The following is a 24,731-nucleotide window of genomic DNA, read 5'->3' as shown; positions in this document are numbered from 1 at the left end:
TACAACCCCCGCCGGTAATCCAGCTCACATTTACATTTCGTCTTCCAGATTAGGGCAATATTCGGGACTTCTCCACGATTACGGGCGGAGGTAGATACGAAACAACGCCCGGGACCATACTGGGAACGAATAGTGACTACAGAAAGACGGACCAATGACGATCTCCGCAGACCACACTGCGCAGCAGCCCGCCGCCGGAGAGGCGCTGCCCGCCACGGCGGAAAACACTGCCGCCGCCGGAAACGCCGCCGGTGATGCCGTGCGCAAGTTCGGCATCACGGTCGAGGACTACATGTTGCCGGCCCGGCACCCCATCCAGATTGTGGGCGCGGACGGTGCGTTGAATGCGCACACCGAGCAGGGCGCCCAGCCGGGCCACGAATACAGCCTCCCCGGCGACGCCGAACTGATGGCCGCTTACGAGCAACTCGTCGTCGGGCGCCGTGTCAACGACCAGAACTCCGCCCTGGTGCGGCAGGGCCGGATGGCCGTCTACCCCTCCAGCCACGGCCAGGAGGCGTGCCAGGTCGCGGCGGCGCTCTGCCTGTCCGACGGCGACTGGCTGTTCCCCACCTACCGTGATTCGGTGGCCGTGATGGCCCGCGGTGTGGACCCGGTCCAGACCATGACGCTGTTCCGCGGCGACTGGCACGGCGGTTACGACCCGGCCAGGCACAAGGTAGGCATCCAGTGCACGCCGCTAACCACCCAGCTGCTCCACGCCGTCGGCGTCGCCCACGCGGCCAAACTCCGCGGCGAAGACACAGTCGTCCTGGCCATGTGCGGGGACGGCGCGACCAGCGAAGGGGACTTCCACGAGGCGCTCAACTTCGCCGCGGTGTTCCACCTGCCCGTGGTCTTCTTCGTCCAGAACAACCAGTACGCCATTTCCGTACCGCTCGCGCACCAGTCCGTCGCGCCGTCTCTCGCGCACAAAGCCGTCGGCTACGGGATGGCCGGCGAGCGCGTCGACGGCAACGACATCGTCGCGCTGCTCGCCGTCCTCGGCCGGGCCGTCAAGCTCGCCCGCGAGGGCTCCGGCCCGCTGCTGGTGGAGGCCCACACCTACCGCATGCAGGCACACACCAACGCCGACGACGCCACCCGCTACCGCCAGGACAGCGAAGTCGCCGAATGGGTGGCCAAGGATCCGCTGAGCCGGATGAAGACCTACCTGACGGAACGCGGACTGCTCGACACCGACGCTGCCAACCGGATCGCCGGAACGGCGGAAACCGTGGCCACCCAGCTGCGCGAGGGCCTGGGCGAGGAAGTTCCCGTGGATCCACAGGACCTCTTCAAGTACGTCTTCTCCACCCCGACCCCGCAACTAAAAGAACAGTCCGCCATGCTGGCCGACGAGCTTTCCCGGGAAGAGGCCGCGAAATGAGCCCCACCGTCACCACGTCCTCCGAGACGAACGGCAACGTCAGCGCCGCCACCGCCCGCGCCGCCGCTAAGGCCGCCGTTGAGGCCGAAAATGCCGGCCCGCAGACCATCACCCTGGCCAAAGCGCTCAACTCCGCCCTGGCCGACGCCATGCACGCCGATGAGTCGGTCCTGGTCTTCGGCGAGGACGTGGGCATGCTGGGCGGTGTCTTCCGCATCACTGACGGGCTCACCAAGACCTTCGGGCAGAGCCGCTGCTTCGACACCCCGCTGGCCGAGTCCGGGATTGTGGGGATGGCCGTCGGTATGGCCATGAACGGCATGCGCCCGGTCATCGAGATGCAGTTCGATGCCTTCGCCTACCCGGCCTTCGAACAGATCGTCAGCCACGTCGCCAAGATGCACAACCGCACCAAAGGCACCGTGAAGCTTCCCATCGTCATCCGCGTCCCGTACGCCGGCGGCATCGGGGGAGTGGAGCACCACTGCGACTCATCCGAGGCCTACTACGCCCACACCGCGGGCCTCAAGGTCTTCACCCCGGCCACCGTGGCCGACGGGTACCGGATGCTCCGCGAGGCCATCGACTCGGATGACCCGGTGATGTTTATGGAGCCCAAAAAGCTCTACTGGTCCAAGGACAAGGTTGACCTGGACGTTCTCCGGACCGAACACGCGGCGAACGCCGAACGGGGCGTCTCCTCCGAAGGCCGCGCCGCCGTCGCCCGGCCCGGCAACGACGCCACCCTGATCGCCTACGGGCCCTCCGTTCCCACGGCGCTCGCCGCCGCAGCCGCCGCCGCCGAGGAAGGCCGCTCGCTTGAGGTGATCGACGTCCGCTCCATCGTGCCGTTCGACGACGACACGGTCTGCGCCTCGGTCCGCAAGACTGGCCGCGCCGTGGTCATCGCCGAGGCCCATGGCTTCGCCTCCGTGGCCTCCGAGATCGTCGCCAGGGTCCAGGAACGGTGCTTCCACCACCTGGCCGCCCCGATCCGCCGCGTCACCGGCTTCGACGTGCCGTACCCGGCACCGAAACTCGAGCACTACTACCTGCCCGGCGTGGACCGCATCCTCGACGCCGTTGACGACCTCCAGTGGGAAGACTGACCATGAGTGAACCGAAAGTATTCCGCCTGCCGGACCTAGGCGAAGGCCTGACCGAGGCCGAACTGGTCAACTGGCTCGTGTCCGTGGGGGATGAGATTCGTGTCGACCAGCCGATTGCCGAGGTGGAGACGGCCAAGTCCATGGTCGAAGTGCCTTCCCCGTACGCCGGTACCGTGGCCGTGCTGCACGGCGAGCCTGGGCAGACGCTCGACGTCGGGAAGCCGCTGATTTCTGTGATGCCTGTTGGGGCCGTTGGCGCCAACTCGACCGCAGCTGTTGACGAGTCGGCCGCCGCTGTTGCTGCCGAGGTTTACCGCGAGGAGGAGAAGGCCGGGTCGGGGAATGTGCTGATCGGGTATGGAACTCCGGGTGGGCATGGGGTTGCTCGGCGGAGCCGGGCTCCCAAGCGGCCGGTGGCGCAGGTGTCTGAGGCGGAGAAGGCTGCCGATGATTTGTTGCTGATGCGGACCCGGGTTCCGGGGAAGCTGGGGGCTGTGATTTCTCCGTTGGTCCGCCGGATGGCGCGGGACCATGGGGTGGATTTGGGGGAGCTGCAGGGCTCCGGTACTAGCGGACTGATTATGCGCCGCGACGTCGAGGCCGCCATTAAACCGGCTCGGGATACTGAGGAGCCGGAATGGCGGCTTGCCGAACCGCCGGGGCCGGCAAGCCCTGCCGCCGGCAACACCGATGCGCGGACCGGGCTTGGCATTTCCGCGCGAACCCCGGTCCGGGGTGTGCGGAAGGCCGTCGCCGCGAACATGAGCCGCAGCCGGTCGGAGATTCCCGAGGCCACCGTCTGGGTGGACGTGGACGCCACGGCCCTCGTGGAGTTGCGGGCCGCGCTCAAGAAGGCAGACCCGCACGACACCCCGGGCCTGCTGGCGTTCATCGCCCGGTTTGTCACTGCAGGGCTCAAGAAATTCCCTGAGCTGAACACCCGGATCGTCACCACCGAGGACACCACCGGCGGGGCCAGCCAGGAAATCGTGGCCTTCGACGGCGTCAACCTCGGCTTCGCGGCCCAGACGGACCGGGGACTCATGGTCCCGTCGGTCCGCAACGCGGACAAGCTCAGCGCCCGGGAACTGGACGCGGAGATCCGGCGGCTCACCGCCGTCGTCCGCGAGGGCAAGGCGACACCCGCGGAACTGGGCAGCGGCAGCTTCACACTGAACAACTACGGCGTCTTCGGGGTCGACGGCTCCGCGGCCATCATCAACCACCCCGAGGTGGGAATCCTCGGCGTGGGCCGCATCATCGACAAGCCGTGGGTGGTCGACGGAGAGCTCGCCGTCCGCAAAGTCACCGAGCTGACGCTCACCTTTGACCACCGCGTCTGCGACGGCGGAACCGCCGGCGGCTTCCTGCGCTTCGTGGCCGACGCGATCGAAAACCCGGGGTCGGTGCTGGCCGATCTCTAAGGCCCGGTGGGTAGAATCGAGGCCGGAACATCGCACCAAAGACGCCGGCGCCTTGCCGGACTAGGGAGATTTCATGTCACGATGGCTCGAGGTCGGCCAGGGCAACTACGTGCTGACCACCCAGGGATCCCTGCTCAACACGGGGCTGATTGTCGGCACCGAACGGGCTATGGTGATCGATACTGGCGGGGGCCCCCGGCAGGGCCGCGAGATCCTGGCCGCCGTGCGCGAAAAGACGCCGCTGCCGCTGGCGGTCGTCAACACTCACGCCCACTACGACCACTTCTTCGGTAACGCCGTTTTCGCCGACGACGGCGTGACAGAGTTCTGGGGCCACGAAAACTGCGCCGCGGACATCGAAGGCAACGGGGACGCCCAACGGCACCTCGTGGCGGCGGCGGAACCGGAAATGGCCGCCGGCGAAGGCGACGCCGTGGACCTCGTGGTGCCGAACGCGATCGTCAGGGAGCAGCCGGTCCTGGTGGATCTGGGCGGCCAGACCGCAACCCTGTTCTACCTGGGACGCGGACACACCGACGGTGACCTCCTGGTAGGCACCGGGACCACCCTGTTCGCTGGCGACTTAGTGGAGCAGGGAGCCCACCCATCATTCGAGGATTCCTTCCCGGAGGAATGGGCTGATGCCCTGCGGCATATTTCCGCGCTGCGGCACCGCTACGAATTCCTGATCCCCGGCCACGGCGAACCCGGCAGCGACGAGTTCGTCAAGACCATGGCCAACACCATGAGTACGGCGGTGCGACAGGCAACGCAGGCCACCCGGGAGACGCCGAATGACGCCACAAAGGCCATCCCGATCCTGCCGTACGGCCCGGAGCAGTCCCGGTGGTTCATCAAGCGCCTTCAGGAGACCGGTGCCCACCGCTGAACGGGCGCCCGCAACACGGGAAGATGAGGGTGCTCACCACTGCGCCTAGACTTGCTCCTTGAAAGAAGTCACGAAAAGCGCCGCAGCGTGCTCCGCTGTGAGTCCTGGGAGAAACCAAAAGATGCCCGAACCGGTGGAAGACAACTCAGCTGCCACTGCTGAAAAATCAGGACAGCCTGAACTTCGCCGCCGCCGCGATCTGCGTCGCGCCGACGGTCGAAATGCAGCTGCCCGGACAGGAACCATGCCGGTCGCTAACCCCCGCAGCGTCCCCGCGGAAAACACTGAATCCACTGCCCGCCCGGCCCCGCCGCGCAGCAGCTCCTGGGCCCAAGCCGCGGAGGCCGCCGATGAGCGCTTTGGAGGCCCGGCTACCGGAACCACCCCGGTAATCGACAAGGTCCCGGACGCACCGCAACAGGCGCCGACTGCACCGCAGCAGCCGTCGGCCCCGCCGACGTCGGCCCCCGCAGCGCCGGAGGAAGCCCCCGCAGCGCCGGAGGCTTCGGACCCCCACGACTCCACGCCCGCCGTCGTGCCCCCGCTGCCTACCCGCTCCGCGAGCCGGTCCGCAGTCCTGGCCAATTCCCCTGTCCCGGACTTCATCAGCTCGCCGGGCCTCTTTGTCCGGGAACTGAAGCCGCGGCCGGTCGGCGGGTTCCGCGGGGCGCTCTACAAAATGACGGGCGGTGGCCTGAACCTGGGACCGAGTGCCCGGCAGCGCGAAGAGGAGGAGCTGGCGCGCAGGATCTCCCGCCAGCTCCAGGGCAGCTACAACACGGCTGTGTTGAGCCTGAAGGGCGGCATTGGCAAGACGTCCACCACTGTCGGCGTCGGACTGACCCTGGCCGAATACCGTGGCGACCCGCCGTGCGCCATCGACGCCAACCCCGACTCGGGCGACCTGGTAGAACGCGCCCTCGGCGAGGGGATCTACCAGCAGCAGGCCCCGCGGACCATCAGCGACCTGCTGCGCAACGTCGACTCGGTCGATTCGCTGACCGCCCTGGCCCGGTACATGCACCACGCCGGGCGCCTGCACCTGATCGCCGGGGAACAGGATCCAGAGGTGTCCGATTCACTCACCGCGGCGGAGTACCTGCGCATCCGCAAGCTCGTCTCCGGCTACTATTCCGTGGCCCTGACCGACTGCGGGACCGGCGTCACGCACAACGCCATGAGCGGAATCCTGCAGTCTGCGGACAACCTCATCATCGCGGCAGGCTACGCCGTCAGCGGCGCCAAACGGGCCCGGAGCACCCTGCACTGGCTCGCCGACCACGGCTACGAGGACCTGGCACGCAACGCCGTCGTGGTCATCACGGACAAGGACGAGGTCTCCTCCCGGGTGGACAAAGATGCGATCGAGGACCACCTCTCCGGTATTTGCCGCCAACTGATCGCCGTCCCGCACGACCGCGGGGTGGCCGACGGCGATTTGGTCACCCTTGATGCGCTCCGGCCCGAGACCCGGCGGGCGTACCGGGAGATTGCCGCGGCCATCGTCGACGGCTATGTCTAGGCACTACATTTAGGCCATGAGCAAGTACGCCGGAGACGACGCCGCCGTCCAGTTGCAGGATCTGATTGCGGGCACCGAAAGCGTCGAGGACTTCCTGCAGCGCCTCGCGGAATTCTCCGCGGCGACGCTGAGCCATTCCGTCGGTGCGGACATCGAATGCGGCGTGACGCTCCAGCGCCGGAAGAAGACCATGACCGTGGCCGGCAGCAGCAACAACGCCGTCATACTGGACCGGATCGAGCAGAGCCTGGGCGAGGGCCCCTGCATCGAGGCACTGCGGACCCGTGGCATCGTGCTCCTCGCGAACGTGGACACCGATCCGCGCTGGCCCGAGTACCAGGAACAGCTCGCCGCCCACGGCTGCCGCAGCACCCTCGGCGTCCCGCTGGAAATCGGCGAGGACTCGGCGGCCGCGCTGAACTTCTTCGCCTCCTCGACCGGCGTCTTCACGGAGCCCATCGTGGCCGAGGCGGCCGGGTTCGCTGACCTGGCGGGCCGGGCGTTGCGCCTGGCTGTCCGGATCGGGACCGCTCAGGCCCGCGCTGAGGACCTGCAGGCAGCGATGGAACACCGCACCACCATTGACGTCGCCTGCGGTGTGGTGATGGCCCAAAACAGGTGCTCGCAGGACGAGGCGATGCGGATCCTCACCCGGGTCTCCAGCAACCGGAACCAGAAGCTCCGCGACGTCGCCGCGGGTGTGCTGAAGAACCTCACGGGTCAGGAAATCCGAACGCACTTTGACGGCTGACCCTCACGGAGGCATTTCGAGGGGCTGATCTCCGCGGCTGTCACGGTAGTCCGCCCGCCTGATTCGCCTGGCGGCTTACAATTTGGCGTGGCCGATGATATACCGATGGGTGCCGCACGGGGTGGGGGCCGACGGTGCGAGGAGGCCACCATGCGTCAATTCCGGCATTGCATTATTACCGTGTTTTCGCTGGTTGTGACGGCGTCCGCCGTGACCGCCGCCGGATGCAGCAGTAATAGTTACAAGGCGGCGCTGGACGAACTGGAGCGTGTCGTCGTCAGCTCCGCGTCCAAGGTGGGAAACCGCACGCAATGGCTGCAGACCGGCGAGAGCGCCGCCGCCCCCGCCGCCGACGATTTAAACCGTGCCCTGACTAAGGCTCGAGCCGCGTTAGGCAACGATGCAGCAAGCCAGCCCGACGCCGTAGCTGCACTACAACGAGGTGAGTCGCTACACCGTGCCATCCGGGATGCGATGAGCTCCGCTTCCACAGCAACGGGTACCCAGCTAAGCCTTGCCTCGGAGGCCCGGCAGGCCGTCCCAGCCCATGCGACGGTGCGAAGTGCCTCGGACGAGTCAACAGTGGCAAAACTGGGAGGGGAAACTCTCCATGACCTCGTATGTTCGGCGGCGATGGACTCCGTTGCGCCGGCGGACAAGAAAGACTTTGCGGATCGCCCCTTCACGTTCTCATATTTGCGGGACAAGACCCCTGAAGCTGCAGCCAAAGCCGTGGCAGGGTTGGCAGCGGGTCGTGTTGGAGCGGTATTTAGCAAGGGCTTCCAATGGGGTCGCTACGGCACGGAGTTGGCCAACGATGCCAACCGGCATGTGACGTTCATGAAGGACCGAATCGAGAGTCCGGACCTGACGGTCACCAGGAGCTATATCTATGTTGTGAGGTCCTGCCTAAAGCCGCCGCGCTAGAGACGGTTGGCGGCGCAATTCTTCATCACCCGCATTCGGCGTCGACTTCTGGTCCCGCGTAGTGGGCTCCGGCTGCCGCAGCACCGCGGCCTAGAATGAAGGGGATGACCAGCACAGACATCGCCCCGTTCAGCCTCCGCAGCATCGCCGTCCCTGCTTTCGGCCCGGCGCTGTTGTTCAGCATCGGCGAAGGCGCGATCCTGCCGGTGGTCGCCCTGTCCGCCCGCGACTTGGGTGCCTCGGTGGCCGTCGCGGCGCTGGTCGTGACACTGATCGGGCTCGGGTCATGGTTCTTCAACCTGCCGGCCTCTCTCATCACCCTGAAGTTCGGCGAGCGCTGGGCGATCGTGGGCGCCGCCGCCGCGAGCGCCGTCGCCCTCGCCGCCGCAGCACTGGCGCCGCTGGCAGCCGACGGAATCTGGCTGCTGGCTGCGTCGATGGTGGTGGTCGGCATGGCCGCCAGCGTATTCAGCCTGGCCCGGCAAAAGTACTTGACCGAGGCCGTCCCCGTCACCCTCCGGGCCCGGGCGCTGTCCACCCTGGGCGGGGTCAACCGGATCGGCATCTTTATCGGCCCCTTCATCGGGGCCGCGGTGATGCAGTTCGGCGGCATCACCGCGGCCTACTGGGCCGGCGTGGTGGGGATGGCGGCAGCCGCGGGGCTCTCCGTAACCATCCCGGATCTGGTGGCACCGCCGGCCCCATCGGACGGCACCCCCGTGCGGCAGCCCACGCTACGCAGCGTCGCGGCCTCGCACGCCGGCGTGTTCCTCAGCGTTGGCTTGGGCGTGCTGCTGCTCAGTGCCCTGCGCGCGTCCCGGCAGGTGGTGATCCCGCTCTGGGCCGATCACCTCGGCCTGGATGCCACCCACGCGTCCCTGATCTACGGCATTTCCGGTGGCATCGACATGCTGGTCTTCTACCCGGCCGGCAGGCTGATGGACCGCAAGGGCCGCCAGTGGGTGGCGGTGCCATCCACGCTCATCATGGGCACGGCGCTGCTGCTGATCCCGCTCAGCACCGGGTTCGTCGGCCTGATGCTGGCCGCGCTCCTGATCGGATTCGGCAACGGCATCAGCTCCGGGCTGAACATGACCCTCGGCGCCGACTTCTCGCCGGACAACGGCCGCGGCCAGTTCCTCGGAATCTGGCGGTTCATGGCCGACGCCGGGGCCACCGGCGGCCCGATGCTGCTCTCCGGCGTCACGGCCGCGGTTTCGCTGGGCGCCGGTGTGGGCGCCACCGGTCTGCTCGGGTTCGCCGCTGCTGCGGTCTTCGCGATCACTATTCCCCGGCTCAGGCACCGCCGCAACTACTGAGGGTTCCGAGGTTAAGGACCAAAGGGCCGCGCGTCAGGCGCTGGCGGCGAACCGGCGTCGTGCGGCCTGCCCAAACAACCACACGCCCGCAACGGTGGCGAGGTAGCCGGCGATGACGATCAACGAGGTGCCGGCCCAAAAATAGTTCGTGGTGCTGCCTTCCTGGGCCGGCCCCGGCGCGATCTTCAGCAGCGAATAGGCGGCCACCGCGGCGAAGGCAAGTCCTGCCAGTACCGGGAGGACCACCCACAGCCGGGCGGACGCCCAATGGCTGTCGTAGCCATCCCAGACATTCCACCGGCGCCCGGTGCGAGTCGCTAACCAGCCCGCTGGCAGGGTAAACGCACCCACCACCAGGAACGCTGCCACCACGTCTGCGGGCCGGTGCCACTGGTTGATGAGCGTGGACACTCCGGTGGCGACAGCGAAGCTGCCGCCCAGGAAGCCAGCCAGCGGCCGCCAGCGCGGCGAGACCACCAGGAACACCACGGCGGCGGCCGAGGCCGCCAGAGTGGTGTGGCCCGACGGGAGGGAATTGAGTTCCAGGGTTTCAATTCCGCGGAACGGCCGGACCGGTACCAGGTCCTTGAGGATCTGCGTGGCGATGTTTGCCGCTAAGGCGGCCGTGACGGCGATGCCGGCGGCGGCCCACCGGCGGCGCGCAATCGTTACGACGACGACCACCGCCCACGCGAGCACGACCGAGAGGGCAGGCAGCCAGTCCAGGAGCTTGGTGCTCGCCCTGCCGGCGGCCCCGTGGATCCCAACGGCCTCGACCAACGCAGATTCGTCGATGAACTGTCCGGTGGTGGTGCGCACGAAGAAGTAATAGGTGGCGGCGAGGACGGCTGGGCAGACGAGGGTGCCCAGCAGGAAGAAGAATCCGGCCGCCCGTCCAACGCCCCGCAGCTCCGGTGCAGGGCGCATTCCGGCACGGTCAAACAGGCCCAATCGCCGGGGTCCTTGCGACGCCGTCTGCACGTTGCTGCGGTGCTGCCGAAAACTCATCGTTATAGGGTCCCACAGAACGCTGCGGGTCATCCCATGTCCGCACCGCTGCCCGGGCGCTGCCAGCCAGCGCGCAGCACCAGGTCCAAGACGAGTAGCGGCTACTCGGGCCGGCCCCGAGCCGTATCCATAGACTTCCAGAACCCGCGTGGGTAGAACCCGGGGGCGCTCCTTGGGCGGGCCGATGCAGACGAGACTCCTAAAACTGGAGCTCACCCCCAGTCGAAGCCGGCCCGCCCAAGGCCTTGCGCCGCCGGCTTCGCCGCGCAGCCCGCAGTGAGCGGGCCCGCCGGTAGAGTACATACATGCCGAGCCCCGACGAGACCACACCCCCTTCCGGACTGAACCCCGGCGGCGTGGAAGAACTCCTGGACGTCGCCCGAGTGGTTAGCCTGCGGATGCGCGTGAAGTTCCGCGGCATCACGAAGCGCGAGGCCCTGCTGTTCCCCGGCCCGCTGGGTTGGGCGGAGTTCTGCCCCTTTCCCGAGTACGGCGACGCGGAGGCCTCACGCTGGCTTGCCGCTGCCGTCGAAGCCGGCTGGCAGGGCTTCCCGGAGCCTCTGCGGGACAGTATCCCGGTCAACGCCACCGTTCCGGCGATCGAGGCCGTGCAGGTGCCGGATATTCTCGCCCGCTTCGGCCGGGTGGACGCGGTCAAGGTCAAGGTCGCCGAGCCGGGCCAGACGCTCGACAAAGACGCCGCCCGGGTGGCTGCCGTCCGCGCAGTGCTGCCGGACGCTGCGATCCGGGTCGATGCCAACGGCGGCTGGGACGTCGCCGGGGCCGTCGAGGCACTGACCCGGCTGGCCGCCGTCGGGCTGGAGTACGCCGAACAGCCGGTCCCGGATATCGCCGGCCTTGCCGAAGTGCGCCGTCGCCTCCGGTCCTCGGGGGTCCCGGTGCTGATTGCCGCGGACGAGAGTGTGCGCAAGGAAGAGGACCCGCTCAAGGTGGCGCGCGCCGGTGCCGCGGACCTGATCGTGGTCAAGGTCGCACCCCTGGGCGGAGTGCGGCGCGCCCTCCGCATCGTGGCGCAGGCCGGCCTGCCCGCCGTGGTCAGTTCCGCCCTGGACACCTCGGTGGGTATCCGGGCCGGGCTGGCGCTCGCCGCGGCCCTGCCCGAACTGCCCTACGCCTGCGGGCTCGGGACCGTGTCGCTGCTCGCCGCCGACGTCACCCGGGACTCCCTGGTCCCCGACGACGGTTCCATCCGGCTTCGCGATGTGGCCGTCGACCCCGGGTTGCTGGACGAGTTCGCCGCGCCGCCGGCGCGCAGGGACTGGTGGCTGGACCGGCTCCGGCGAACCTACGCCGTGCTCGCAGCCGGCCCACCAGCAACATCCATGCCCTGAGTTAACAGGAACTTCACCGGCGGATCCGCTTCGCGTCGTTCGCCCCTGTGAGGTGTTCGGGACTCATCATCGGTGTCCCGCCGGCCCGCCCCTGGCCTCAGCGCCGCCGGTGCGCTCGCCGTCGTCGGCAGCGGTCTACACCCGCCTCGCTGCGGACAAAGTCGGCCCCACCAAGATGGACCGCTGTGAGGATGTCCAGCCGAGCCTATACGCGGGCAAGGTGTACGTGGTCTGCACCAACAACCCGTTCCGCGCGACGCCGAGACCCGCGGCCCGATCATCCACGACGAGCAGCGCACCGTTTTCGTGGCCGGTCAGCACCCTGGCGAGGAAGGCTCCTTCGCGGACCAGCGCTCCTACTTTCCGGATTACGTCAAAGCCGGTACGACCCCGCGTTGCCTGTACGGGAGCGTTCGGGCAGGGCGGGAACTGATAATTTGAACAGTGTGAATAATCCGGCCGAAATGGTGGTCCCCAGAGTCCAGGCAGCTATCGCCCACGCGTTCGGCGACGAGTTCCGTGACACGGATCCGGTGATCAGACCCTCGCAGTTCGCCGACATCCAGGTCAACGCGGCCATGGCGCTGGCTAGAAACGTCGGCCTGCCGCCCCGGGACGCGGCCGCCCGGATCGTGGAAGCCCTGGACCTCGACGGCATCTGCAGCCTCGTGGAGGTCTCCGGGCCCGGTTTCATCAACCTGACCCTCGACGGCAGCTGGATTCAGGAACTGGTCAACGCGGCGGAACCCGTTGGCGACGGCGCACGGCAGGCGCCACTGCACCGCGTCGTCGTCGACTACTCCTCCCCGAACGTGGCCAAGGAAATGCACGTCGGGCACCTGCGCACCACCGTGGTGGGAGACAGCATCGTCCGGGTGCTTGAGGCGCTGGGCCACACCGTGATCCGGCAGAACCACATCGGCGACTGGGGAACGCCGTTCGGCATGCTGATCGAGCACTGGCTTGAGGTGGGGGAGGACTCGCCCGACGCCGCCCTCCTAGTCGATGACCCGAGCGCCTTCTACCAGACCGCGCGGGCGAAGTTCGACGCCTCTGCTGCGGACCCGGCCGGTTTCGCCACCCGCGCCCGGCTGCGCGTCGTGGCGCTGCAGGCCGGGGACCCGGAAACGTTCGCTGTCTGGCAGCGGCTCGTTGCGCAGTCGAAGCGCTACTTCAACGCGATTTATACGATGCTCGGGATCAGCCTCACCGACGACCACATCGCTGGCGAAAGCTCCTACGATGCGCACCTGGCACAGCTGTGTCAGGAACTCCAGGAGCGCGGCATCGCCCGGATCAGCGAAGGCGCGCTCTGCACGTTCCCGGCCGGCTTCAGCGGGCGGGACGGCGAACCGCTGCCGCTCATCATCCGCAAGTCCGACGGCGGCTACGGTTACGGGACCACCGACCTTGCCACCATCCGGCACCGGGTCCGGGAACTCGAAGCGGACCGCGTGCTCTACGTGGTGGGCGCGCCGCAGAACGTGCACCTGCGGATGGTGATGGCCACGGCGCGCGACGCCGGCTGGCTGCCGGACACCGTGGAGGCCACCCACGTCCAGATCGGCAACGTGCTCGGGGAAGACGGCAAGATCCTGAAGTCCCGCGCCGGCAATCCGGTCAAGCTGATGGCGCTGCTGGAGGAGGCCGTGGACCGGGCCCGGACCGTCATCGACGCCAGCCGGCCCGAGCTCAGCGACGCCGAGCGGGCCGTCACGGCCCGGCAAGTCGGGATCGGAGCCGTCAAGTACGCCGACCTCTCCACCGGGCACGACACCGAATACGTCTTTGACTTCGACCGGATGCTCGCGCTCACCGGCAACACCGGCCCGTACGTCCAGTACGCGGCCGCCCGGATCCGCTCCATCCTGCGCAAGGCAGGGAACCTGGACCGGCACCTCGGCGCTGCCGCCGGCGCGGCACCCGGAACGACCATCGCCGTCGTCGAACCCGCCGAACGCGCACTGGCCCTGCACCTGCTCGAATACAATTCCACACTGCAGAAAGTCGGCGAACTGCTCGAACCCCACCGGCTGTGCGCCTACTTGTTCGAACTCGCCCAGCTGTTCACCGCCTTCTACGAGCAATGCCCCGTGCTCAAGGCGGAGGATACCGTCCGGGAATCACGGCTGGCCCTGTGCGGACTGGTCCTGCGGCGGCTCTCCGGCGGCCTGGACCTGCTGGGCATCGAGACACCGGAGAACATGTGAGCGTCGACAAGCGGCCGGCCCCGCCTGCTCCAAGCGGCGGCGGGCTGGGCGCGGTCGAGGCCGCACGGATGGCCGTCGCGGCCCTGATTGGCGCCGGGGTCCGCTACGTCGTGGTGGCCCCGGGGTCCCGTTCTGCGCCGATGGCCTACGCGCTGGCCGAGGCCGACGCCGCAGGCCGGGTCGAGCTGCTGGTCCGGATCGACGAACGCGACGCCGGCTTCACCGCGCTGGGCCTGGCGCTGACCACCGGTGCCCCCGCAGCAGTGCTCACCACCTCGGGGACCGCCGTCGGGAATCTGCTGCCGGCCGTGATGGAAGCCAACCACGCCGCAGTCCCCCTGGTGGTCCTCTCGGCCGACCGGCCGGAGGAACTCCGCGGCACCGGGGCCAACCAGACCACCGTGCAGCCGGACCTGTTCGGCGAGCACGTCCGCTTCGCCGTCGACGTACCGGCGGGGGATAACCCGCTGCGGGCCGTCGAGACCGCGCTCAGCGCCGCCACCGGGGCCTTCGAGGACATCCCGCCGGGGCCCGTGCAGCTGAACCTGGCGTTCCGCGACCCGCTCGTCCCGGCCGACGGCGACGGCCTGGGCGAAGCCTCTGGCCGTCGTGTCCACCATGCCCCGCGGCCCCCGCTGGCCCTGGATTTCCCGGCCGCGTCCCCGGCCCTGCCCGAGCGGCGCACCGTGGTCCTGGCCGGGCACGACGCAGGCCCCGTCGCCGAGGCGTTCGCGCGCGCCCACGGCCTGCCGCTGCTCGCCGAGCCCTCCTCCAACGCCCGCTTCGGCCCGAACGCCGTTGGCCCCTACCGGCTATTGCTGGAACACTTCGGGCCGGAATCCGGCCAGCCAATCGAGCGCGTCGTCCTGTTCGGCCGGCCGACCCTCTCCCGTCCGGTCTCCGTCCTGCTGGCCCGCGCCGACGTCCCGTCTGCGCTCTACCAGCCGGTTCCGGTGGCCTGGTACGAGCCCGGCCGCCGCACCGAACTGCCACTCGAGACCCTGGCGGACCTGGCTGACTTCGCCGGCCGGGGCACACCGGCCTGGCTCGATGCGTGGCTGCTGGCCGGCGCCGCCGCCCAGCACGCCGTGGACCTGGTGCTCTCCGGCGCCTCGGATGCGGCAGCCGTCGCTAGCCCCGCAGTCCCCAGCCCCCCAGTCTCGGGCCCCGTCGTCTCGGGCCCCGCAGTCTCGGGCCCCGCGGTGGGGGCCTTGGTCTGGGCGCATACCAGGGGGCAGCTCGTCCTGGGCTCCTCCAACGGGATCCGCGACGTCGACCTGGCGGGCGCCCCGCCGCAGGAACCGCAGGCCACCGTCTTCGCCAACCGGGGCCTTGCCGGGATCGACGGTACCCTCGCCACGGCCACCGGCATCGCCGTCGGCGGCCGGCAGGAAACCACCGTGCTGCTGGGCGACGTGACGTTCCTGCACGACGCCGGCGGCCTGCTGCTGGGCGCGGGCGAGGCCGTGCCCGCGCTGCGGATCGTTGTCCTCAACGACGCCGGCGGGGCCATCTTCGGGCTCCTGGAGCACGGCGCCATCGAGCGCTCCGGCCGCTACGGCACCGCCGTCGAACGCCTCTTCGGCACCCCGCACACGGTGGACCTCGCCGCGCTGGCCGCCGCTTACGGTGTGGCGCACCGCGCGGTCGGCACGACGGCGGAGCTCGCCGCGGCGCTGGCCGGGCCCATCGAGGGCCGCAGCATCATCGAAGTGCGGGCGGACCGGCACGGGCTCCGGGAGTTGCATGAGCGGATCCGCGCCGCCGTTACCGCCGCAGTGTCCGGGGTCCTCGGCGCGGACTAACGCACCGTCCGGCCGATGACACGCCGTTGCCCTGCGGCGCGAAAAAACCCGACGCTGACCCGGGCGGCGCATCATTCCCCGCGCTACGGAAACGCCCGGTCGTTGCTGGCATTCCAGCAACGACCGGGCATTTGTGCGTCGACAGGCTCCGTGCGCGTCGGCTACAGCACCCGGCTCAGGAATTCCTTGGTGCGGGCGTGCTGCGGGTTCGCAAGCACCTCACGCGGGTCGCCGGATTCCACGACGACGCCGCCGTCCATGAACGTCAGGCGGTCGCCCACCTCGCGGGCGAAGCCGATCTCGTGGGTCACCACGATCATGGTCATGCCGGACTTTGCGAGGTCCTTCATGACGTTCAGGACATCACCCACGAGCTCCGGGTCCAACGCGGACGTGGGCTCGTCAAAGAGCATCAGTTCCGGGTCCATGGCCAGGGCCCGGGCAATGGCCACCCGCTGCTGCTGCCCGCCGGATAGCTGCGCGGGGTAGTGGCCGGCCCGGTCCGCCAGGCCCACCCGGTCCAGCAGCTCCAGCGCACGCTTCCGGGCAGCGGCCCGCGGCTGGCCCTTGACCTGGACCGGGGCTTCCATGACGTTCTGCAGCGCCGTCTTGTGCGGGAACAGGTTGAAGCGCTGGAAGACCATGCCGATCTCGCGGCGCTGGGCGGCGATCTCCTTGGTCTTCAGATCGTGCAGCCGTCCGTTGATCTCGCGGTAGCCGATCAGCTGGTCACCGACCGAAATCCGCCCGGCGCTGATGGTTTCGAGCAGGTTCACGCAGCGCAGCATAGTGGACTTGCCGGAACCGGACGGCCCGATCACCACGGACACTTCACCCTGGTTGACGGTCAAGTCGATGCCGCGCAGCACGTGGTGCGGTCCGTAGAACTTGTGTAGGCCCTCGATTTTTACCAAGGGGTTCTCGATGGTGGCAGTCATTTCGTATCCTCCTCGGGGACATCCATCCTCAAGGCCGGCTCAGCGTCGGCGCTGGGCGCTACCGCCGCGGAGGCCTTGGCGGCTGCGGGGTTTACCGTCGCCGGAGCCAGATTGTCCACACCCCTGCCGTAGTACGCCTCGATGAAGTGCTGGCCAACCATGAGGATGCTCGTGATGACCAGGTACCAGATCGCCGCCACAATGAGCAGTGGCACCGGCAGGTAGGTCCGGTTAGCCAGCGTGTTCGTGGCGAAGGTCAGGTCCAAGGTGAACGGGACGGCCAGCACCAGCGAGGTGGTCTTAAGCATGCCGATCGTCTCGTTGCCCGTAGGGGGGACGATCACCCGCATGGCCTGCGGCAGGATGATCCGCCACATGATCTTGGTCTTGCCCATTCCCAGCGCTTCAGCCGCTTCCATCTGGCCGCGGTCCACGGACTTAAGGCCGGCCCGGAAAATCTCGGCCAGATACGCGGATTCGTTGAGGCCCAAGCCCAGGATGGCCGCGACGGTGGCGGTGACGATCGTACTGGTATCCATGCTGAAGAGCTCGGGTCCAAACGGGACGCCCGCGCTGATCTTCGGGTAAAGCACCGAGATCAGGCCCCAGAACACCAACTGCGTGTACACCGGGGTACCGCGGAAGAACCACACCCACACCCAGCTGGACCAGCGGAATACCGGGTTGTCGGACTGCCGCATGAAGGCCAGGAGGATGGCGAGAATAATGGCCAGCACCATGGCGGCAACTGTCAGGATCAGGGTCCAGCCCACGCCTTGGACCACCTTAACGTCCAGGATGTAGGTGCCGACGATGTCCCAGCGGAAGTTATGGTTGGTGACCAGCGACTGCAGGAATACGGCCAGGAAGCCGAGGATGATGACCGCGCTGATCCACCGGCCGGGGTGCCGCACAGGTACGGCTTTGTTCAGTACCGGCGCGTCGTTGCCGTGCTGCCGCTCCATCGATGCTGCCCCTGATGCGTGGTCGGTGGCGGGAAGACTCAAGGTGCAGCCGTCGGGTTGACCTCAGACTTGGTGATGGCGCCTTCGGCGTTGCCCCAGCCTTCCAGGATCTTCTTGTACGAGCCGTCCGCGATGAGCTTCGTCATGGTTTTCTGGATGAGGTCGGCAAGGGCGGTGTCCGACTTGGCGACGGCAATGCCCTGCGGGGCGGCGTCGTAGACATCCCCGAGCTTCTCGATCTGCCCGTTTGTCTGGGTGATCGCGTAGCCGATGATGGGGGAGTCCGCCGCCATGGCATCGATACTGCCGTTAACCAGCCGGGTGGTCACGTCCGTCTGGTTCTTGAGCGTGATGATGTCGATCGGCTTCTTGCCTTCGGCAGTGCATTTTTTGTTCCGGTCGGACAGGTCCGGGTCTTCCTGGACGGTGCCGGTCTGGACACCGATCGACTTGCCGCAGACGTCGTCGAGGGAGAACTTCTTCGGGTTGCCCTTCTGCACGGCCCAGGCGGTGCCGGCGTTGAAGTAGCTGACCATGTTTACGGCACCGAGGCGTTCCTTGTTAATGGTGAACGAGGAGATGCCGAGGTCGTACTTCGGGCCGAGCGCAGGAAGGATTCCAGTGAATTCGGCCGTCTGCACCTGGACCTTGAGTCCCAGGGTCGCGCCGATCGCCTTGGCGATGTCGACGTCGTAGCCCACCGGAGTCTGCCCGTCGGCGCCGAGGAATTCAGCGGGAGCGTAGCTGGTGTCCGCGCCCACGGTCAGCGTCCCCTTGGACTTGATGGCTTCGGGGACCATGCCAGCCAAGGAATCGTCCTTCTTCACCGTGGTGGGGTCGAAGCTTACCTTGGCGCTGCCGGATGGCGTCGCGGCGCCGCCACCCGTGCCCGACTCGGAGGCGTTGGTGCAGGCAGAGAGGGACAGGGCGCCGACCGCAAGCACGGCGGCGGCTTTAAGCGCGGAGTTACTCAGGAGCGAACGGGAGATCTGCATTTTTCTTACCTTTTGTTGCAGGAGGATGCGAAAACTAAGTCGGAATAGTATATCGCCGAAACAAGAGATGTACGTCACAGAAAACTTAGTTTTACTATTGGATAACTAATCCCGGGTGAAATGCAAGCGGTTCGCTGGGACGTTGTCTGTTATCCCGGATTCATCCCGGATTCGTCACGGCGCTCCGCGGCGGGCGGGCGGTGGTGGCGGCCGCCGTGCGTCAGTTGCTGATGCCCAGAGATTCCAGCATCGGGCGGAACTTCGCCCAGGTCTCCGCCAGTTCGGCTTCGGGCACCGACCCCTCCACGACGCCGCAACCGGCGTAAAGCCGGACCGTGTCCGGACCCTCGATCACCGCGCCGCGCAGCGCGATGCCCCACTCGCCGTTGCCGGCGGCGTCGAGCCAGCCGACCGGTCCGGCATACGGCCCACGGTCCAGGTGCTCCAGTTTGCGGATCAGCGCCCCGGCCACCGTGGTGGGGGTGCCGCAGACGGCAGCGGTGGGGTGCAGCGCATTGATCAGTGCCAGGCAGGTGGGCACGTGGCCTTCCACCTCGGCCAGTTCGGCCTTTACATCCGAGGCCAGGTGCCAGACGTTCGGCAACTCCAGGATGAATGGCTCACTGTGCGCGGTCATGGCCTCGGAGAACGGCGCCAGCTGCGTCGTTAGCGACGCGATGGCGATGTCGTGCTCGTGCCGCTGCTTCTCGGACCCTGCGAGCACACGCTCGGCAAATTCCAGCGGCGAACCGGCTATGCCCTCGGCGTCGCGGCGGTCCAGGGTGCCGGCCAGGACGCGTGCCTGCGCCGTGCGGCCTTCCACCTGGATCAGCATTTCGGGGGTGGAGCCCACCAGCCCGTCGACGCCGTAGGTCCAGCATTCGCGGTACCGCACGGCGAGCTGGCGCAGGATCTCGGCGGCGTTCACGCCGTCGGGCACGGTGGCGACGATGTCCCTGGCCAGCACCAGCTTCTCCAGCGCCCCGGTCCGGATTTCGGCGACACCATCGGCGACGGCGGCCATCCAGTCCGCTTCAGAGAGCGAGCCAGTGCTCAGCTTGGCTTCCCTCCCGGCGGCCGGTTGCTCCGACGAGGTTATCCCTGAGGCGGGTTCCGGCGCCTCAGACCCGGAGTCCGATGGGGCGTCCGAAGCCGGAAGGTGCTGCGCGGCGCCGGCTACGTCAAGCCAGCGCCGCAGGGCGGCGTGGGCAGCACCTTCGGTGAGTTCGCCGTCGTCGAAGCTGAGCTGGGTAAGCCAGGCAGTTCCGTCGCGCAGCCCGACTACGATTTCGGGGACGATCAGCCGGGAGGAGTGTGCGGAGACCTTGGAGAAGGCGAAGGAGCCAAAGGCCACCGGACCGGTGCCGGGGCAGTCGACGGCGTCGGTGACCTCCGCTTCGAGGACCAGGTGCCGCCACCAGATGTCCGCCTCCAGGAACCGTTCGGGACCGGTCGCGGTGAACCGGGCCACCTCGCCGAAGGCAACCAAGCCGGCTTCGCGGCGGGTCCAGCACAGCACATCGTCGCGGACCAGAAACGACGGCAGCCCCCCGGGGAACGAATCTGCATCGAGGGGGACTGTCAGTGTTCTGATAATTCTGGTAGGAAACGCGCTCGTCATGATGAGACAACACTACTCCCGACGTCCGACGCGCCCCGGATGCGCCCGCGGTTAGGGGGTGCGTGGAAGATTTGAGACAATAACGGGGTGAACCGAGCATCCTTGGATAAGCGTCCGGACGAAGTAGCCACCATGTTTGACGACGTCGCCCCGAAATACGACGTGGTCAACGACGTCCTGTCCATGGGACAGACGCGCCGCTGGCGCCGGATCGTCGTCGAAGCCATGGATATGAAGGCGGGCCAGCGCGTGCTCGACCTGGCCGCGGGAACCGGCACGTCCAGCGAGCCATATGCCGACGCGGGGATCAACGTGATTGCCTGCGACTTCTCCCTCGGCATGCTCAAGGTGGGCAAGCGCCGCCGCCCGGACATTGACTTCATCGCAGGAGACGCCACCCGGCTGCCGTTCGCGGACAACACCTTCGATGCCAGCACCATCTCCTTCGGCCTGCGCAACGTCAACGAGCCTAAGAAGGCCCTTGCCGAAATGCTCCGCGTCACCAAGCCCGGCGGCCGGCTGGTCATCGCGGAGTTCTCCCAGCCCGTGGTGCCGCTCTGGCGCACCATGTACACCGAATACCTGATGCGCGCACTGCCAGCCATCGCCGTCAAGGTCTCCTCCAACCCGGACGCCTACGTCTACCTCGCCGAATCCATCCGCGCGTGGCCGGACCAGGACCACCTCGCCGCATGGCTGCAGGAAGCCGGCTGGGAAAGCGTCAGCTACCGCAACCTCAGCGGCGGCATCGTCGCCGTGCACCGCGCCCAGAAACCCGCTGCCCCCGCCTCCGGCCGAGCTACTGATCCCGCCGCGGGCGCGGCCGCGCTGGCCAACCACACCGGTCCCGTGGCCAAGCTGCGCCGCAACATCACCCGGCCCGAGCGTTAGCTCACAGCTGCCGTGAAAGTACTGATCGTCGGGGCGGGACCGGCCGGGTCCACCGCCGCGTTCTACCTTGCCCAGGCCGGCATCGATGTCACAGTGCTGGAAAAGACGAGTTTTCCGCGCGAGAAGGTCTGCGGCGACGGGCTCACCCCGCGCGCGGTCCGGGAGATCCAGAAGCTCGGCCTGCCGCACCCCGAAGCAGAGGGCTGGCGGCGGAACAAGGGCCTGCGGCTCATCGCCGGCGGCCGCACCATCGAACTTCCCTGGCCCGAGGTCTCCGACTTCCCGCAGTACGGGCTGATCAGGACCCGGCTGGGCTTCGACGAGGAACTGGCCCGGCACGCCCAGTCCGCCGGCGCCGTCGTGCTCGAGCGCCACGGCGTTACCGGGGCGCTTCGCTCCGAGGACGGCCGCGTCACCGGCGTCCGCGCCGCGCTGTTCGATGACGCCGGACGCAGGACCGGGGAAACCCGGGACTTTAGCGCCGACGTCGTCCTCGCCGCCGACGGCAACTCCAGCCGCACCGCCGTCTCGCTCGGGATCCAAAAGCGCGATGACCGCCCGCTGGGCGTTGCCGTGCGCACCTACTTCACCAGCCCCCGGCACGACGACGACTGGATGGAAGGCTGGCTTGAGCTTCCCGGCCGGGACGGCAAGCTGCTGCCCGGCTACGGCTGGGTCTTCGGCGTGGGGGACGGCACCTCCAACGTGGGCCTGGGCATCCTGAACTCCTCCAAAGAATTCGGCAAGTTGGACTACAAGCAGGTCCTGCGTGAATGGACCGCCGGCATGCCGCCCGAGTGGGGTTACACGCCCGAAAACCAGATAGGGGAGATCCGCGGCGCGGCCCTGCCCATGGGCTTCAACCGCACCCCGCACTACTCGCCGGGGCTGCTGCTGCTTGGCGATGCCGGCGGCATGGTTTCCCCGTTCAACGGCGAGGGCATCTCCTACGCCATGGAGTCCGCCCGCTTTGCGGCCGAGTTCATCATCGACAGCGCAGCGCGGTCAGCCTCGGCCGGCTGGAGCGGGGCCGACGCCGATGCGCACCTCGCCGGCTACTCGGACTTTGTTCGCGGGCAGTGGGGCTCGCATTTCACTCTGGGCCGCGCCTTTGCCGCGGTGATCGGCAAGCCGGCCGTGATGAAACTGGCGCTCCGGACGGGCATGCCCATTCCCGTGCTGATGAAGTTCGTGGTCCGGTTGCTGGCCAACCTGACCGATCCCTCGGCCAGGGGCTTCGAGGACCGGATGATCCGGGTCCTGGAATCCCTGGTCCCGGCCACCTCCAATACCCGGCCCGTTCCAGTCCCAAATCCGCGGACTCCGCGACAAGTTAGGGTTAACCCGTGACCAACTCTGCAGACCAAAGCTGGACGCACGCCGGACACGGCCTGCCGGGCGCTGAACCCAGCCTCAACACCACCGCCATCGCGACCGGCCTTCAACTGCCGGCCGGCTTCGCAGCAATCGCCGGGGACCCGGAGCTCGGTCCGGCAATCACCACGAACCTGGCGCGCGTGGAGAAGAGGCTGCGCGAGGCCATCGCCAACTCGGACCCGCTGGCTGACGCCACGTCGCGTCACCTCGTCGAAGCCGGCGGCAAGCGTATCCGGCCGCTGCTGGCCCTGCTCTGCGCCCACCTCGGCGACGCCTCGCTGCCGGCGGTAGTGCAGGCCGCCGTCGTCGTCGAACTGACGCACCTGGCCACGCTGTACCACGACGACGTGATGGACTCTGCGCCGTTCCGCCGCGGCGCTCCGACTGCTCATGAAGTCTGGGGCAACTCCGTGGCTGTTTTGACCGGTGACCTCATCTTCGCCCGCGCCTCGATCCTGGTCTCAGAGCTCGGCGGCCGCGCGCTGGGCATCCAGGCTCGCACCTTCGAGCGGCTTTGCCTCGGCCAGCTGCACGAAACCGTGGGACCCCGGCCGGACGAGGATCCGGTGGAGCACTACCTCTCCGTGATCGCGGACAAGACCGGTTCGCTCGTGGCGGCCTCCGGCCAGCTCGGCGCGATCTTCTCCAACGCCGACCCGGCGTACGAGGCGCTGCTGGTTGAGTATGGCGAAAAGGTCGGCGTCGCTTTCCAGCTCGCCGACGACGTCATCGACGTCACCGGCGTCAAGGTCAAGTCCGGCAAGTCGCCGGGCACCGACCTCCGCGAAGGAGTGCCTACGCTGCCGGTTCTGCTGCTGCGCAAGGCCGCGGCCGCCGGCGACCGGTCCGCCGTCGAACTGCTGCAACTGATTGACGGCGACCTCAGCTCCGATGAGGCCCTCGCCGCCGCCGTCGCTGCGCTGCGCGAACACCCTGTCACCGCGGAGTCCTGGACGGTGGCGCGCGCTTGGGCGGATGAAGCCATCGCAGCCCTCGCCCCGCTGCCCGAGGGCGTCGTCAAGGATTCGCTGACCAGCTTCGCACGCGCCGTGGTGGACCGCAGCAGCTAGGGTCCCCGCCAGATGGCTGGCCCGCCCCCGTCGGATGTGTCGGCCTGAGATTAAACGGAATGGCCCCGGTTCCGCACAACGTACGAGTCGTCCGTTGTGCGGAACCGGGGCCATTTCTCCGTTCGCATCAGATTCACCGGAGGCATTTAGTGAACCTGTAATGAGCCTATGACGGTTGTGTCATATTGTCTAGGGGATTTGTAAATTTCGTGACACCGATTTTGGCGGGTGTTCCACGCGGCGGTGCGGGGGCACTTTGGGCACCGGACGGGTGCAATAGCCCTGGTTGGACGGCGTGTCCGCGCCAAAGTGCCCCTCGGCCGCCGCGGCGTTGTCCACATGGCGCAGTCGGAGTGGGCTCCGCTGACGTCCGGGGCGCACAGTGGCTGAATGAACGTCGTCGATTTCCTGGCATCACGGGGCGGAACGGCCGCTGCCGCGGACCTTGGGCGGGCCGGATTCAGCCGCCACCGGATCGCCAAGGCCGTGGGTGACGGCGCCCTGCTGAAGATCCGCCGCGGGCATTATGCGCTGCCGCAGGATTCCAGCACCTACCGGGCCGCGCGTGAGCTGAACGGGTTACTGACCTGCCTGTCGGCTGCGCCGGGCTATGGCTTGTGGACTTTGGCGCCGGCAAAGCGACTGCATCTATGCGTCGGCCATCGGTCCACGCCCCCCGGTTCCGTGGGGCACGGCCGCTGCCGGCATCCCCGCCATCCCTATCTCCCGGTGGCCGGGCTGGCCGACGTACTGATCCACGCCATGAACTGCCTGCCGCAATTGGAAGCACTGGTCATGGTCCAGTGTGCCGTGGGCCGCGGGGACATTGCTCTGGCGTTCCTCCGCGGAAAACTCGGCGGCAACCGAAACGCCCGCGCCAGATCGGTGCTGGATCTGGTGATTCCCCGTGCTGATTCTCTGCTGGAAGTCCTCGCTAACACGGCCTTCTCCCGGGCAGGGCTGCAGGTGCGCAGGCACGTCGAGATCCCCGGTGTGGGGGAGGTCGACTTCCTTGTGGAGGGCTCCATCGTGGTGGAGACCGACGGCGCGCCGCACTTGGAGCCGGGGCAGGTTAAGCCTTGATCCACCGATCCGCGGTTGGTCCTGACTGTTTGTCAGGGGCGGCCGCGGTTCTTGGTTTCGGGCATGGCGGATTCCCGGCCTCGCT

The 24,731-nt window shown here is 67.9% G+C and carries 20 protein-coding genes and 1 pseudogene; 16 read left to right on the top strand and 5 right to left on the bottom strand.

The features are described from left to right. Positions 1–154 precede the first annotated feature (154 nt). The 8 genes from pdhA (at position 155) to ABIB14_RS05915 (ending at position 9,331) form a co-directional block, all read left to right on the top strand. Positions 155–1,390: a pyruvate dehydrogenase (acetyl-transferring) E1 component subunit alpha gene (gene pdhA, locus ABIB14_RS05950; protein ID WP_354234841.1), complete on the top strand. Its 1,236-nt coding sequence runs from the start codon at positions 155–157 to the stop codon at positions 1,388–1,390. Further along, on the top strand, positions 1,387–2,499 hold the full coding sequence (locus ABIB14_RS05945) for an alpha-ketoacid dehydrogenase subunit beta (protein ID WP_354234839.1): 1,113 nt from the start codon (positions 1,387–1,389) through the stop codon (positions 2,497–2,499). The genes pdhA and ABIB14_RS05945 overlap by 4 nt, the downstream gene beginning before the upstream one ends. A 2-nt stretch (positions 2,500–2,501) precedes the next feature. Further along, complete coding sequence (locus ABIB14_RS05940; protein ID WP_354234837.1) at positions 2,502–3,923, top strand: dihydrolipoamide acetyltransferase family protein; 1,422 nt, start codon at positions 2,502–2,504, stop codon at positions 3,921–3,923. Between the two features lie 73 nt (positions 3,924–3,996). Continuing rightward, positions 3,997–4,812 (top strand): MBL fold metallo-hydrolase, encoded by an 816-nt coding sequence (locus ABIB14_RS05935; protein WP_354234836.1) that lies wholly within the window; start codon positions 3,997–3,999, stop codon positions 4,810–4,812. A gap of 121 nt (positions 4,813–4,933) precedes the next feature. Then, entirely contained in the window at positions 4,934–6,334 is a 1,401-nt protein-coding gene (locus ABIB14_RS05930) for a MinD/ParA family ATP-binding protein (protein WP_354234834.1), read from the top strand. Between the two features lie 16 nt (positions 6,335–6,350). Continuing rightward, complete coding sequence (locus ABIB14_RS05925) at positions 6,351–7,085, top strand: GAF and ANTAR domain-containing protein (RefSeq protein ID WP_354234833.1); 735 nt, start codon at positions 6,351–6,353, stop codon at positions 7,083–7,085. 150 nt (positions 7,086–7,235) lie between these two features. Beyond that, on the top strand, positions 7,236–8,012 hold the full coding sequence (locus ABIB14_RS05920) for a hypothetical protein (protein WP_354234832.1): 777 nt from the start codon (positions 7,236–7,238) through the stop codon (positions 8,010–8,012). Positions 8,013–8,116: 104 nt separating this feature from the next. Further along, on the top strand, positions 8,117–9,331 hold the full coding sequence (locus tag ABIB14_RS05915; protein WP_354234830.1) for an MFS transporter: 1,215 nt from the start codon (positions 8,117–8,119) through the stop codon (positions 9,329–9,331). 33 nt (positions 9,332–9,364) lie between these two features. Here ABIB14_RS05915 and ABIB14_RS05910 read toward each other — a convergent pair whose 3' ends face one another. Next, positions 9,365–10,258: a phosphatase PAP2 family protein gene (locus ABIB14_RS05910; protein WP_354234828.1), complete on the bottom strand. Its 894-nt coding sequence runs from the start codon at positions 10,256–10,258 to the stop codon at positions 9,365–9,367. Positions 10,259–10,644: 386 nt separating this feature from the next. Between ABIB14_RS05910 and ABIB14_RS05905 the strand changes: the two genes are divergently transcribed. The 4 genes and pseudogenes from ABIB14_RS05905 (at position 10,645) to menD (ending at position 15,706) form a co-directional block, all read left to right on the top strand. Further along, complete coding sequence (locus ABIB14_RS05905; protein WP_354234826.1) at positions 10,645–11,691, top strand: o-succinylbenzoate synthase; 1,047 nt, start codon at positions 10,645–10,647, stop codon at positions 11,689–11,691. Positions 11,692–11,788: 97 nt separating this feature from the next. After that, positions 11,789–12,132 (top strand): annotated as a pseudogene (locus ABIB14_RS05900) (alkaline phosphatase PhoX); the annotation flags it as partial. 23 nt (positions 12,133–12,155) lie between these two features. Then, a complete protein-coding gene (argS, locus tag ABIB14_RS05895; RefSeq protein ID WP_354235124.1) occupies positions 12,156–13,901 on the top strand; it encodes an arginine--tRNA ligase in 1,746 nt (581 codons plus the stop codon). A 68-nt stretch (positions 13,902–13,969) separates the two neighbouring features. Continuing rightward, positions 13,970–15,706, top strand: a complete 1,737-nt coding sequence (menD, locus tag ABIB14_RS05890; protein ID WP_354235123.1) for a 2-succinyl-5-enolpyruvyl-6-hydroxy-3-cyclohexene-1-carboxylic-acid synthase — start codon at positions 13,970–13,972, stop codon at positions 15,704–15,706. 161 nt (positions 15,707–15,867) lie between these two features. Here menD and ABIB14_RS05885 read toward each other — a convergent pair whose 3' ends face one another. The 4 genes from ABIB14_RS05885 to ABIB14_RS05870 all read right to left on the bottom strand — a co-directional run bounded on the left by ABIB14_RS05885 (position 15,868) and on the right by ABIB14_RS05870 (position 20,225). Further along, complete coding sequence (locus ABIB14_RS05885; RefSeq protein WP_354234824.1) at positions 15,868–16,644, bottom strand: amino acid ABC transporter ATP-binding protein; 777 nt, start codon at positions 16,642–16,644, stop codon at positions 15,868–15,870. After that, positions 16,641–17,609 carry an amino acid ABC transporter permease gene (locus ABIB14_RS05880; RefSeq protein WP_354235122.1) on the bottom strand — a complete coding sequence of 323 codons (969 nt, stop codon included), beginning with the start codon at positions 17,607–17,609 and terminating at the stop codon, positions 16,641–16,643. Before ABIB14_RS05880 ends, ABIB14_RS05885 begins: the two co-directional genes overlap by 4 nt. Positions 17,610–17,647: 38 nt before the next feature. Continuing rightward, a complete protein-coding gene (locus ABIB14_RS05875; RefSeq protein ID WP_354234822.1) occupies positions 17,648–18,604 on the bottom strand; it encodes an ABC transporter substrate-binding protein in 957 nt (318 codons plus the stop codon). Positions 18,605–18,824: 220 nt separating this feature from the next. Next, entirely contained in the window at positions 18,825–20,225 is a 1,401-nt protein-coding gene (locus ABIB14_RS05870; RefSeq protein WP_354234820.1) for an isochorismate synthase, read from the bottom strand. 87 nt (positions 20,226–20,312) lie between these two features. Between ABIB14_RS05870 and ABIB14_RS05865 the strand changes: the two genes are divergently transcribed. From ABIB14_RS05865 to ABIB14_RS05850, 4 genes are all read left to right on the top strand, one after another. After that, entirely contained in the window at positions 20,313–21,116 is an 804-nt protein-coding gene (locus ABIB14_RS05865) for a demethylmenaquinone methyltransferase (protein WP_354234818.1), read from the top strand. Positions 21,117–21,128: 12 nt separating this feature from the next. Next, positions 21,129–22,466, top strand: coding sequence for a geranylgeranyl reductase family protein (locus ABIB14_RS05860; RefSeq protein ID WP_354234816.1), 1,338 nt, complete (start codon positions 21,129–21,131; stop codon positions 22,464–22,466). Continuing rightward, the gene (locus ABIB14_RS05855) at positions 22,463–23,563 is read left to right on the top strand and encodes a polyprenyl synthetase family protein (RefSeq protein WP_354234814.1); all 1,101 of its coding nucleotides are present in this window, start codon (positions 22,463–22,465) and stop codon (positions 23,561–23,563) included. Before ABIB14_RS05860 ends, ABIB14_RS05855 begins: the two co-directional genes overlap by 4 nt. Before the next feature lie 390 nt (positions 23,564–23,953). Beyond that, positions 23,954–24,646, top strand: coding sequence for a type IV toxin-antitoxin system AbiEi family antitoxin domain-containing protein (locus ABIB14_RS05850; protein ID WP_354234812.1), 693 nt, complete (start codon positions 23,954–23,956; stop codon positions 24,644–24,646). Positions 24,647–24,731: the final 85 nt, after the last annotated feature.

It is taken from the genome of Arthrobacter sp. UYEF3, from assembly GCF_040546245.1.
Classification (GTDB): domain Bacteria; phylum Actinomycetota; class Actinomycetes; order Actinomycetales; family Micrococcaceae; genus Arthrobacter.
The sequence above is the reverse complement of the archived record's forward strand: the minus strand, read 5'-3'. Positions and strand labels throughout refer to the sequence as shown.

Excerpts from the sequence above, each read along its gene's own strand:
- pdhA (WP_354234841.1), top strand. The coding sequence starts at position 155 with ATGACGATCTCCGCAGACCACACTGCGCAGCAGCCCGCCGCCGGAGAG.
- ABIB14_RS05945 (WP_354234839.1), top strand. The coding sequence starts at position 1,387 with ATGAGCCCCACCGTCACCACGTCCTCCGAGACGAACGGCAACGTCAGC.
- ABIB14_RS05940 (WP_354234837.1), top strand. The coding sequence starts at position 2,502 with ATGAGTGAACCGAAAGTATTCCGCCTGCCGGACCTAGGCGAAGGCCTG.
- ABIB14_RS05935 (WP_354234836.1), top strand. The coding sequence starts at position 3,997 with ATGTCACGATGGCTCGAGGTCGGCCAGGGCAACTACGTGCTGACCACC.
- ABIB14_RS05930 (WP_354234834.1), top strand. The coding sequence starts at position 4,934 with ATGCCCGAACCGGTGGAAGACAACTCAGCTGCCACTGCTGAAAAATCA.
- ABIB14_RS05925 (WP_354234833.1), top strand. The coding sequence starts at position 6,351 with ATGAGCAAGTACGCCGGAGACGACGCCGCCGTCCAGTTGCAGGATCTG.
- ABIB14_RS05920 (WP_354234832.1), top strand. The coding sequence starts at position 7,236 with ATGCGTCAATTCCGGCATTGCATTATTACCGTGTTTTCGCTGGTTGTG.
- ABIB14_RS05915 (WP_354234830.1), top strand. The coding sequence starts at position 8,117 with ATGACCAGCACAGACATCGCCCCGTTCAGCCTCCGCAGCATCGCCGTC.
- ABIB14_RS05910 (WP_354234828.1), bottom strand. The coding sequence starts at position 10,258 with ATGCGCCCTGCACCGGAGCTGCGGGGCGTTGGACGGGCGGCCGGATTC.
- ABIB14_RS05905 (WP_354234826.1), top strand. The coding sequence starts at position 10,645 with ATGCCGAGCCCCGACGAGACCACACCCCCTTCCGGACTGAACCCCGGC.
- argS (WP_354235124.1), top strand. The coding sequence starts at position 12,156 with ATGGTGGTCCCCAGAGTCCAGGCAGCTATCGCCCACGCGTTCGGCGAC.
- menD (WP_354235123.1), top strand. The coding sequence starts at position 13,970 with ATGGCCGTCGCGGCCCTGATTGGCGCCGGGGTCCGCTACGTCGTGGTG.
- ABIB14_RS05885 (WP_354234824.1), bottom strand. The coding sequence starts at position 16,644 with ATGACTGCCACCATCGAGAACCCCTTGGTAAAAATCGAGGGCCTACAC.
- ABIB14_RS05880 (WP_354235122.1), bottom strand. The coding sequence starts at position 17,609 with ATGGAGCGGCAGCACGGCAACGACGCGCCGGTACTGAACAAAGCCGTA.
- ABIB14_RS05875 (WP_354234822.1), bottom strand. The coding sequence starts at position 18,604 with ATGCAGATCTCCCGTTCGCTCCTGAGTAACTCCGCGCTTAAAGCCGCC.
- ABIB14_RS05870 (WP_354234820.1), bottom strand. The coding sequence starts at position 20,225 with ATGACGAGCGCGTTTCCTACCAGAATTATCAGAACACTGACAGTCCCC.
- ABIB14_RS05850 (WP_354234812.1), top strand. The coding sequence starts at position 23,954 with ATGAACGTCGTCGATTTCCTGGCATCACGGGGCGGAACGGCCGCTGCC.